8 protein-coding genes are annotated in these 11,021 nt (G+C 66.5%); 4 read left to right on the forward strand and 4 right to left on the reverse strand.

Features of this window, described 5'->3' with window-relative positions:
- Positions 1–44 precede the first annotated feature (44 nt).
- Positions 45–2,762, reverse strand: coding sequence for a TonB-dependent receptor domain-containing protein (locus tag ACZ1I5_RS01030; RefSeq protein WP_465171890.1), 2,718 nt, complete (start codon positions 2,760–2,762; stop codon positions 45–47).
- A gap of 28 nt (positions 2,763–2,790) precedes the next feature.
- Positions 2,791–4,629 carry a CocE/NonD family hydrolase gene (locus ACZ1I5_RS01035; protein ID WP_465171891.1) on the reverse strand — a complete coding sequence of 613 codons (1,839 nt, stop codon included), beginning with the start codon at positions 4,627–4,629 and terminating at the stop codon, positions 2,791–2,793.
- Between the two features lie 111 nt (positions 4,630–4,740).
- On the opposite strand from ACZ1I5_RS01035, the gene ACZ1I5_RS01040 reads away from it, so the two are divergent.
- Entirely contained in the window at positions 4,741–5,862 is a 1,122-nt protein-coding gene (locus ACZ1I5_RS01040) for a CapA family protein (protein WP_465171892.1), read from the forward strand.
- The gene (locus ACZ1I5_RS01045; RefSeq protein ID WP_465171893.1) at positions 5,859–6,878 is read left to right on the forward strand and encodes a hypothetical protein; all 1,020 of its coding nucleotides are present in this window, start codon (positions 5,859–5,861) and stop codon (positions 6,876–6,878) included. The genes ACZ1I5_RS01040 and ACZ1I5_RS01045 overlap by 4 nt, the downstream gene beginning before the upstream one ends.
- 118 nt (positions 6,879–6,996) lie before the next feature.
- On the opposite strand, the gene ACZ1I5_RS01050 is transcribed toward ACZ1I5_RS01045, so the two are convergent.
- The gene (locus tag ACZ1I5_RS01050) at positions 6,997–7,578 is read right to left on the reverse strand and encodes a TetR/AcrR family transcriptional regulator (protein WP_465171894.1); all 582 of its coding nucleotides are present in this window, start codon (positions 7,576–7,578) and stop codon (positions 6,997–6,999) included.
- 114 nt (positions 7,579–7,692) lie between these two features.
- On the opposite strand from ACZ1I5_RS01050, the gene ACZ1I5_RS01055 reads away from it, so the two are divergent.
- On the forward strand, positions 7,693–8,703 hold the full coding sequence (locus tag ACZ1I5_RS01055; RefSeq protein WP_465171895.1) for a saccharopine dehydrogenase family protein: 1,011 nt from the start codon (positions 7,693–7,695) through the stop codon (positions 8,701–8,703).
- Between the two features lie 6 nt (positions 8,704–8,709).
- Here ACZ1I5_RS01055 and ACZ1I5_RS01060 read toward each other — a convergent pair whose 3' ends face one another.
- Positions 8,710–9,711 (reverse strand): LacI family DNA-binding transcriptional regulator, encoded by a 1,002-nt coding sequence (locus ACZ1I5_RS01060; protein ID WP_465171896.1) that lies wholly within the window; start codon positions 9,709–9,711, stop codon positions 8,710–8,712.
- Between the two features lie 73 nt (positions 9,712–9,784).
- Here ACZ1I5_RS01060 and ACZ1I5_RS01065 point away from each other — a divergent pair, with 73 nt between their 5' ends.
- Positions 9,785–10,951: a cytochrome P450 gene (locus ACZ1I5_RS01065; protein ID WP_465171897.1), complete on the forward strand. Its 1,167-nt coding sequence runs from the start codon at positions 9,785–9,787 to the stop codon at positions 10,949–10,951.
- Positions 10,952–11,021: the final 70 nt, after the last annotated feature.

The raw sequence follows: 11,021 nt of genomic DNA on the forward strand, positions 1-11,021 counted from the left end.
GCGCGCGCTCCCTTGCGGAAGCGCGCGCTCCGCCCCCTTTGACCTCAGAACTTCATGCGGGCCGATGCCGCAAACAGCCGGCCGATCGGGTTCGACGCGGAGGCGTCATAACCGCCGCTGCCATTGCCCGATGGCGTCAGGTTCACATAGGGCGGATCGGCGTCGAACAGGTTGCGGACCTCCAGGCCGACGGTGAGTTTGCCGCCGAACGGGCCCTTGTCCGCACCGCCGACCGTCCAGGCGAGGCTGAGATCGACAGGCGTGTAGCTCGCCACCTTCTGGTTCGGGGTGACCGCGTTGTTGGTGTACCCCCCGACATGAGTCGCGGTGAGCTGTACCCGGAACGGATCGATGTCCCAGGCGACGCTGCCGCGCGCCTTGAACTTCAGCGGGAAGAAGATGGTGTTGAGCCGGTTGATCGGCGTGCCCGCGGGTGAGATCGCCGCTTCGAACCGGGTCAGATAGGTCCCGCTGGCGTTGAAGTTGAACGTGCCGGTGGATGCCGTCGCCAGCCGCCAGTTGGCGGTCACATCGATGCCCTCGGTGTTGGAGCGGCCGAGATTGTTGTTCCGCCCGTCGACGAACAGGGTGACGTTGTTGGGATCGCCGCCGGGGAAGACGCCGCCGCCGATGCCCACGCCCTGGGCGAGCAGGGCGAGCACGCGGTCCCGCGCCTGGGTTCCGCGCAGGATGATGCCGGTCCCCGCAAACTGCGCCTCACGCGTAAGGATCGCCAGATCGGAGAGATAGGTGTCGACCTGGTTGATATATTCGACGTTGAAATAGGTGGCGCTGAGCCGGAGGCCGGGCGCGATGTCCCAGTCGCCGCCGACCGACCAGGTGGTCGCTTCTTCCGGTTGCAAGGCGAGGTTCGGGCCGGAATAGGCGACGCCGACCAGCGGGGCGCCGCCGGCCGGGTTCTGGTAGTTCTGAATGAACAGCGCGTTGCTGTTGCCGTAGATCTGCGAGATCAGCGGGGCGCGGAACGAGGTGCCGTAGCTTCCGCGCAGGGTGAGGCCGGTAACCGGCGACCAGTTGACGCCGAACTTCGGATTGGTGGTCGACCCGACATCGCTATATTTGTCGTAGCGGATGGCGGCGTCGATCTCGAGCTTCCGGAAGAACGGGATCGCGTTGTCCGCGCCGAATATCGGCACGAGCAGTTCGGCATAACCCGAGTCCACGCGGCGGGTGAAATGCCGGAAGACGATGGGCGTGGTGGGCACGCCGCGCGCCGAGCCGAGATCGACGGTGATCTCCTGTCCTTCATAGCCCGCCGCGACCTTCACCCCGCCGCCGGGCAGGCGGAACAGCGTGCCGTTCACCCGCGCCTCATAGCCGTTGAACTTGTTGAGCGTGGGGGAGAAGGACACGAAGTTGCTGATGGCCAGCAACGTCGCCTCGCTGGTGCGGCCGAGACCATAGGGGTCGAAGGCCGTGGCGGGATTGCTGCTGGCGAGTGCCGCGTTCAGGGCCGCGTTGTTCAGGCCGCGCGTCTGGTCCGCCTGGTCGTTGCCGCGGCCATAGGTGAAGATGCCTTCCACCTGCCAGTCACCGGGCAGCTTGATGCGGACACCCGGCGTGATCTCCCAATTCTCGGCCGACCCCGGATTGGCGTTGCGCGGCAGGTCGTTCATGAAATTATAGGCGATGGTGTAGCTGGTGCCGGCGAAGCCGGCCGGGCGCACGAAAAAGGCATTGGTTTGCGGGACCGTCAGCGTCGCGCTCGATTCCGCCGGGTAGCGCAGGAATTTGCGCTTCGAATAGAAGCCGTCGGCGAAGACCGTCAGCCAGGGGGTGATCTCCTGCGTGAAGGTGCCGTTGACCGAGTCATAGGTCTGTTGCGGGAACAGATCCTGCCCGATCAGGTCGTCGCAGCGGTTGGTGGTGCCCGCGACGAGACTGGCCGCGCTCGCCTGGGTCACGCCGGCCTTGGGGATCGCGTAGTTGACGCCGCCGGCGGTGATGGTGCCGGGCGCGCACCGCGTGACGCTATAGTCGTTGCCGCCGAAGGCGCGCTGGTCCGAGCGGAAGAAATCACGGTCGTCGCCGTTGAGGGCGGAGCGATAGACATGCTCATAAGCGAGCATTGCCTGGCCCGTGTCCCAGACCTTTCCGGCCGCGATGCCGAGCTGATATTCGGAGAAATCGCCGCGCCCGCCGACGCCGTAGCGCGCGCTCGCCTCGACGCCGTTGAGGGTGCGGCGCGGGATGAGGTTGACCACGCCGGCGACCGCATCGGAGCCGTAAATGGCCGAGGCGCCGTCGGCGACGACTTCGACGCGCTCCAGGCCGAGCGTCGGGATGGCCGAGGGATCGAAGGCGCGGCTGTTGTTCACCGCGCGGTGGCCGTCGACCAGGATCAGGGTCGCATAAGGCCCGATGCCGCGCAGATTGACGCTGTTGCCATAGGTGATGTTGCCATTGCCGCCCGACTGGCCGCGCGAATTCTCGCTGACGCCGAGATCGAAGACCTGCGGGATCTGCTTGATCAGCCGGTCGGTGGTGACGGCGCCCGAAGCGATCACGTCCTCGCGGCCGAGCGAGATGACCGAGGAGCCGACCGGCGCCGCGCCGCGCAGGCGGCTGCCGGTGACGACGACTTCGCCGGCGACGTCGTCCTCGGCGGTGGTCGTGGTCGGGCCGGCGGCTTCCTGCTGGCCCGCAGCGGGTGCCTCCTGGGCCTGCGCTGCGGTCGCCCAGGCGAGGGCGAGCAGGGCGACGCCCGATCGGGCGAAGATTTTCGTGTGGGCCTTCATCATGTCTCTCCCCTTGTCGCGCCCGCTTTGCTCAGCGGAACGTCGGTTTCGTCGTGAATGGAATGTCGATGCGCGAGGCGTCCTTGCCGCCGCTGACGATGGTGAAGACCGGTGGCGGGTCCTGGCGGATCTGGGCCAGGTTACGCTGGCGCGGATCGGCGCCGGCCAGGGTGACGCGCAGCCGGTGGCCCGCAGCGAAAGTGAAGGCGCGGGGCACCATCGAGAAGGTTAGGGTCGCCGGCTTGCCTGGCACCATCGGGAGGGCGTCCGCCTTCAGCCCCGAATGATAGGGCAGGTCGAGCCGGTCATACGGTGCCCTGGACAGCTTGCGGTGCGAGGCGGCGAGCCGGCCGAACGAGACCATATAGGCCTTGCCCGCCGGATCGACGTCCTCGAGATAGACGAACAGGTTCGCGTCCGGGCGGTCGAGCGCGGTGGTGATGGTCGCGATCGGATAGCCGGTCATCGCGGCGTCGGCGGCGAGCGGCGGACTGGTGAAGCTGGGGCCCTTGCCGTTCGGCGAGGGCGGCCAGAAGGCGAAATATTCGCCCTTGCCGACATCATAGTCGACCGTGAACTGCCGCCTGCTATTGCCCGGCCTGGCGGGCGACAGGTCGCCCTGCGTCGTCGCGGAGAGGTAGAGCGCTGAACGGGCCACGCCGATGCCGGGTGCCGTAGCCGACGCGACCATCGTGCCGGTCCCGCCCGGGGCCTCGTGATACCAGCTGTAGCGCGGGCCACGATCGAAGCCGTTATCGATGCCCTTGAGATAATGATCGAAGAAGCGGCGCTGCTCGCCGGCGATGTCGAACTGCTTCGGGCCGACGCAGTGGCTGCCCGGACCGATCAGCATCCGCGACGGGATGTTGACCGCGTTGAGGATCATCTGCTCGGTCGGCTCGTCCTCCCAGTTGCTCCACAGCAGCCAGGCGAGCTTCGGGTCCTTGAGCGCCTTGAGATGGGTATAGGGCCCGACCTCTTCCCAATAGCGGTTGCCGGTCAGCGGCGACACGCTGTCGCGATAGGGCATGGTCTCCCATAATTTCGCCATCGGCATGTTGCGCGCGTGTTCGGCGACCGCCGCCTTGAGCATCGTGCCGTCGCTGTCCGCATCGACCGGCACGCTGGCGAGATCGACATCGAGCGGCTCGTCGGGGCGGGTGTTGAACTGGCCGGTAATGCCGCCGTTGCGCACGAAGCTGTATTTGTCGATGTCGGTCGCGGCGGCGAACACCGCGCGAAGCGCCGGCGGCGAAGCGCCCGCCACGAGCATCGACGTGCCACCGAGATAGGAGCAGCCGGTGATGCCGACCTTGCCGGTGGACCAGGGCCTGGCCGCGAGCCATTGAATCAGGTCATAGCCGTCATGCGCCTCGGTCTGGTCGAGGAAGCCGCGCCGCGCGCCGAACGAGGCACCCTTGCCGCGAATATCGGCGGTGGCGACGACATAACCCGATTTCACCAGCGCGCGCAGGCCGAAGATCGGCGAATCGGCCAGCTCGACCGGCTTGTGGTCCTTGTCGAAATAGCGCGCGCGATAGGGGGTGAAGGCGAAGACGATCGGCAGCGGCGTCTCGACCGGCTTTCCGTCGACCACCGGGCGATAGATGTTGACCGCGAGGCGCGTGCCGTCGCGCACCGGCACGTAGAGCGAGCTTCGGGTCACATCGCTGTAAGCCATTGCAGCAGGCGTTCCGGAAGCCGCGATCGCGCTCATCGGCGTGGCCAGAAGGGAGATACAAGCGAGCGCTGCGGTGATCCGCGCGCGTCCCGACACAGGGCCTTTTCCGATCACCGGCATCTCCTCCATCGCGGCATCCCACGCCCCTTCTGTCGAGAGACTCATCGCTGCCTGAGCAGCAAAGACCATATTTAGTGGATATGTTCAACGGTTATATTACGAAACGAAATTTCATGGCCAAGCGACGAGATATTGCAAGCGCTTGCATAATCTCCTAGCCCAAAGGCGAGAGGATCCTGCATGCCCCTGATTCTGGCGACCGGTGACATTGCCCCAGACCGGGACGATGCCGACGAATGCTTCGCGGCGACGCGTGATGTGCTGCGCGAGGCGGACCTGGTGTTCGGCCAGCTGGAGACCAGCTTCGCCGAGCGCGGCACGCGTTTGCCCCAGGCGCGGCATGCCGTGCTGACCAGGCCGGACGCTGCAGCCTCCGTTGGGCGCGCCGGCTTCGACATTATCTCGATGGCCGGCAATCATGTGCTCGACTGGGGCAATGAGGCGCTGTTCGAGACGATGGGCAACCTCGCCGCGGCGGGCGTCACGGTGGTGGGCGCCGGCGCCACTATCGCCGAAGCGCGCAAGCCGGTTTTCTCGACCCTGAGTGATGGCACACTGATCGCGACGCTGGCTTATTGCTCGATCCTGCCCATGTCATACTGGGCCGATGAGCGGCGGCCGGGCTGCGCGCCGATGCGGGCCCACACCATTTACGAGCAGATCGAGCATGACCAGCCGGGCACGCCGCCGCGCGTGCACAGCTATCCGCACCGCGACGATCTTGCGGCGATGGAGGCCGATATCCGCGCCGCGAAGCAGCAGGCCGATGTGGTCATCGTCTCGCAGCATTGGGGCATCCATTTCGTGCGCGCGTCGATCGCGGACTATCAGCGCGACGTGGCGCGCGCGGCGATCGCCGCCGGGGCCGACGTAATCCTGGGCGGGCACGCGCATATCCTGAAGGGCATCGAGTTTATCCAGGGCAAGCCGGTCTATTACAGCCTGTGCAATTTCGCCTGCGACCTGCGGATGGATCCGGCGCATGCCGCGAGCAAGAGCTTCAAGGAGATCCAGGCGCTGGCCGAGGACTGGGTGCCCGATTTCGAGAGCCTGTATAATTTCCCGCCCGCCGCGCGCATGTCGATGATCGCGCGGATCGAGGTGAGGGAGGGCAAGGTCGTGGAGACGGGATTCCTGCCTTTGTGGATCGACCGCGACGCGGTGCCGCGTATCCTGCCGCCGGAGGATCCGCGCTTCGGCGAGGTGATCGATTACATGACCGCGATCACGGCCGAGGCCGGGCTCAACGCGCGGTACGAGATCGCCGGCGACCATGTCGTCATCGCGGGTCCGGCGCAATGAGCCGCCGCCTGCCGATCGAGCTGATCACCCTGCTCTATTTCCTGAGCTATCTGCCCAATATCATCATGACCAAGCTGGTCACCACCGCGCCCAATGCCGGGCTGGGGCGGCCGCCGACGGGGCTGGAGACCTTGCCCGCGTCGCTGATCGTCAGCCTGGTGCTGACCTATGTCTTCATCTTCGTGTCGGGCTGGCACCGCGATGCGCATGGCAAACAGGTCGGCGGGCTGCGCGTGCCGGTGTGGACCCGGTCGACCTTCCTGTCGGGCATCGGCACGGCGCTGGTGCTGTTCACCGTGCCCCTGTCCTTCACCTTCGAAGGCGTGAGCATCCCCTTCATCCAGTTGCTGATGCGCGGCGACATCCTGATCATCGCGCCGCTGGTCGACCTGATGTTCGGGCGGCGGGTGCGCTGGTGGAGCTGGGTCGCGCTGTTCATGGTCGCGGTGTCGCTTGCCTTCGTGGTGCAGCAGCGCGGTGGATTCCATCTGCCGCCGCTCGCGATCCTGACGGTCATTCTCTACACGGTCGGTTACTTCATCCGCCTCGCGGTGATGACGAGCACGGCGAAGAGCGGCGATCCGGCGCTGGTGCGGCGCTATTTCGTCGAGGAGAAGCTGGTCGCGCTGCCGCTGTCGGTGGCGGCGCTCGCCATTCTGTCGTGGAGCGGGATCGGCGCGCAGGCCGGGCAGTTGAGCTGGGGCTTTATCGCGGTGTGGAGCGATCCGGTGGTGTGGTGGCTGATCGGCATCGGCACCACGCTGACGATCATTTCGATCTTTGCCGCGGTGATCCTGCTCGATGCGCGCGAGAACAGCTATTGCGTGCCGCTCGAGCGGGCGTCGAGCCTGCTCGCGGGCATCGCCGCTGCCTATCTGCTGGCATGGTTCTGGGGCCTGAAGGCACCGACCGCGGCCGAGACGATCGGGGCGGCGATCCTGGTGGCGGCGATCATATTGCTGTCAGTGGCGCCGCGTTTCTCGCGCGCGAAGGCCGAGGCCCGGGCAGAGAGTTGACGGGCCCTCAGCCAGCACCAAATACCCCGTTCGTTTCGAGCGAAGTCGAGAAACAGGCCTCAAGTGCTGAGCAAGGTTTCTCGACTTCGCTCGAAACGAACGGTTGGGGGTGGTGGCGTCAGGTCGCGGCGATCAGACTGTGCGCCGTCTGTCGTAGCAGCAGCGTCGCCTCACCGGGCTCGAACATCTGCGCGCTGACGAAGGCGCCGTTGATGAGCAGCGCAAGCTGGCCGGCTAGCTCATCCGGTCGCGCGACGCCGAGCCGTTCGGCGATACCCCGCAACCGCCGCCGCATTTCCTGCTTGTGCGCTGACGCTACCTTGCGCGCGGGATGATCCGCGTCGGGGAATTCGGCGGCGACGTTGATCTGCGGGCAGCCCCGATATTGGGGCCGCCCGACGCGTTCGCCGATCCAGTCGAGATGGGCGTCCAGCTCGGCCCTTGGGTCGTCCTTGTGCCGTTCGGCCACCGCGTCCCAAGTGCCCCAGAATTCCGCGTCCTCGCGTTCGAGGAAAGCGGCGATCAGATCGTCCTTGGTCCCGAAATGACGGTAGAGGCTGGTCTTGGCGACATCGGCCTGTTTGACGACGAGATCGACGCCCACCGCGCGCACGCCCAAGCGATAGAAGAGCGCCGAGGCCGTCTCCAGAATGCGCTCCTTCACATCGGTGCCCTGGGGGGTGGTGGTCGTTGTCGTCATCGAAATCTCCGGTTCCATGCCGGATATCACAGCGGCGATTGACTCGCTACAGACCTGTACGTATCGAAAGAACAGACAGGTCTGTAGTATATTGAAGGGAAGGATGTGGCCGGGATGGAAAAGGGGCGTAGCGTCGCAATATTCGGGGCGGCCGGGCACACGGGCAGGTTCGTGATCGCTGAATTGCTGCGCCGAGGTTTGACGCCGATCGCGGTCGGGCGGGACACGGCCAGGCTTGCCGAACTGGAAGTCGCCGATCGCCGGGTCGCGACAGTCGAGGAGCCGGCCTCGCTCGACCGCGCGTTCGATGGTGCCGACGCGGTGATCAACTGCGCGGGGCCGTTTCTCGAAACGGCCGAGGCAGTGGCCGCCGCGACGTTGCGCGTGGGCGTCCCCTATCTCGACGTGACGGCCGAGCAGGCAAGTGCCAGTGCCGTGTTCGATCGCTTCAATGCCGACGCGCGCCGGGCCGGTGTCGTCCTGATCCCGGCAATGGGATTCTATGGCGGCCTTGCCGATCTTCTCGCCACCAGCGCGATGGGCGACTGGGCGTCCGCCGACGCGATCGAGATCGGCATTGCGCTGGATAGCTGGCACCCGACCCGAGGCACCAGGATCACGGGCGTACGGAACACCGCGCCGCGCCTCGCGATCGAGCAGGGGAAGCTGGTGCCGATCGCCTTGCCCGCCGCGACGACGAGCTGGGATTTCCCGCCACCCTTTGCCCGCCAGACCATGGTCGAACTGCCCTTCTCGGAGACGATCCTGATCTCCCGCCATCTGCGGACCGACACTCTCCACACCTATCTCAACGACATCGCCTTGAAGGACATCCGCGATCCAACGACACCGGCCCCGAAGGCGGTGGATGCCAGCGGCCGATCGGCGCAGCGCTTCCTGGTCGAAGCGGTAGTGACACGGGGCACGGAACGGCGCCGGGTCGCCGCCTCGGGGCAGGACATCTATGCGTTCTCCGCGCCGCAGATCTGCGAAGCGGTGGAGCGCCTCCTCGACGGGCGGTTCGAGGGTGCCGGTGTGCTGGCGCCGGGCGCTGCCTTCGATGCACCGGATCTGCTCCGGGCTCTCACCCCCGAGTATCTGACGGTTGAGTCCAGGCTCGCCTGAACATTGTCAGGCGCTTTCGCGGACGATCAGGCGGAAGCCGACATCGATGAGGCGGTTCTCGATCTTCTCGCCGGCGGTGCGGCGGCGGAGCAGGCTGACCGCTTCGCGGCCGATGCGCGCGCCGTCGATATCGATGGTGGTGATGGTCGGGCGCATCTCGGCGGCGACGGCGAGGTTGCCGAAGCCGACCACGGCCAGTTCGTCCGGCACGCGCACGCCCGCCGCCATCGCCTCGACCAGCAGCCCCTGGGCGAGCCAGTCCGAGCTGCACACGACGACATCGGGGCGATTGTCCAGCTCGCGCAGGGCGCGGAAGGCGGCGCGGCCATGGCCGAAGCGCGTCTGGCTGGCGAACATCTGTTCGGTCGGGGTATCGCCGCCAGCGGAGGCCCAGTCGTCGATGAAACCCTGGCGGCGCTCCATCGCGCGCGTGCCCGAAGCGGTCAGCAGATGCGGCCGGCGATAGCCGCGGCCATGGACGAAGCGCGCGATATCCTGCCCGACCGCGCGGTGTGAGAAACCGACCGCGACGTCGATCGGGTCGGTCGGCAGGCCCCAGGTCTCGATCACCGTCGCCTCGCGCCGGCGCATCAGATCACGCGTGGCGGGATCGGAGACGATGCCGGTCAGGATGATCGCATCGGCGCGGCGCGCGAGCGCGGCCGAAATGAGGCTTGGCATGCGCACATTGTCGACCCCGGTCAGCCCGAGCATGACGATGTCGCCGCTGGCGGACAATTCGTCGACCATTGCCTCGACCGTCGCGTTGAAGATCGACTGCGCGACATCGGGCACCAGCAAGGCGACCAGCCGGCTTCGGCTCGATGCGAGGCCTCCGGCCATCAGGTTCGGAACATAATGGGTGGCGGCGACGGCGTCGCGGATGCGATCCGCGGTCGCGGTCGCGACCATCGCCGGGTTGTTGAAGAAGCGGGATACGGTCGCCGACGAAACACCGGCGATCTGCGCGACATCCTCCAGTTTCGGAATCTTGGGGCTGTCGGTCATTTTCCTACGCTAACCGGGAAAGACTGGCGCCGAAAGCCGTTGCAAGCGCTTTCATCATCGCTTAAGCGAAGCCATGCAAGACTTCGATCCCCTGCTTCCCGAGACGTTCGACAGTGCCCAGGCCGTGTATCGCGACCTGCGCGGCCGCTGCCCCGTGGCGCATAGCGACGCCTGGGGCGGCTTCTGGGCGCTGATGAAGCATGCCGATGTCGCGGCGGCCGCGGCGGACAGTTCCACTTACATCACCTCGAAGCAGAATGTCGTGCCGGCGGTCGCCTTTACCGGGCGCCGGCCGCCGCTGCATCTCGATCCGCCCGAGCATACGCCCTATCGCCGCGCGCTCAGCCCGCTGCTGACCGAGCGCAAGGTCGCCCCGCTCGAGCCGGTGATCCGCGAGATCTGCATCAGCCTGCTCGACGCGATGGCGGCGAGGGGTGGTGGCGATATCTGCGAGGAATTCTCCGCGCGCATGCCGATCCGGGTGTTCGCCACCTGGATGAACCTGCCGCAGGAGCAGATCGATTCGCTCGCCGAAGTCGGCCGGCGCTACAATATCGCGGTCCAGTCGAACGACATGGTCGCGACCAAGGAAACCAGCCTGCTGCTCTACGAGATGGCGCGCAAGCTCGTCGCCGATCGCAAGGCCGCGCCGCTCGATCCGGCCGACGACGCGACCAGTGCCTTGCTGGCGACGCGAGTCGATGGCGCGCCGTTGCCCGACGAAATGATCGTCGGCACGATCCGCCAGGTGCTGGTGGTCGGCATCATCGCGCCGACGGTGATGATCGGCTCGATCGCGGTGCATCTGTCGCGCGACCAGGCATTGCAGGCAAAGCTTCGCGCGGAGCCGGCGCTGATCCCGGCGGCGGTGGACGAGTTCCTGCGGCTCTACACGCCCTATCGCGGTTTTGCCCGGACGGCGACGCGCGACGTGGAACTGCACGGGCGCGTCATCCCGGCAGGCGAGCCGATCGCGCTCGTCTATGCCTCGGCCAATCGCGACGAGGATGTTTTCGAGGATGCCGAGAGCTTCCGGATCGACCGGCCGAACATGAAGGATTCGCTCCATTTCGGGCGCGGCACCCATATGTGCGTCGGCGCGGCGCTGGCGCGGCTGGAACTGGTCGTGGCGCTGGAGGAGATGATGGCGCGGCTGCCGTCGTTCGATCTGGCAGGCGAGGTGGTGCCGACGCGCTTTCCGGAGATTGGGGCGCTGAGCGTGCCGCTGACGTTTAAGTAGGGTGTACGTACATGAGCCACTCCGTTCGTCCTGAGTAGCTATTGAGCTTGTCGAAATGGCGTATCGAAGG

This window comes from Sphingomonas sp. BL-S-30 (genome assembly GCF_055521475.1).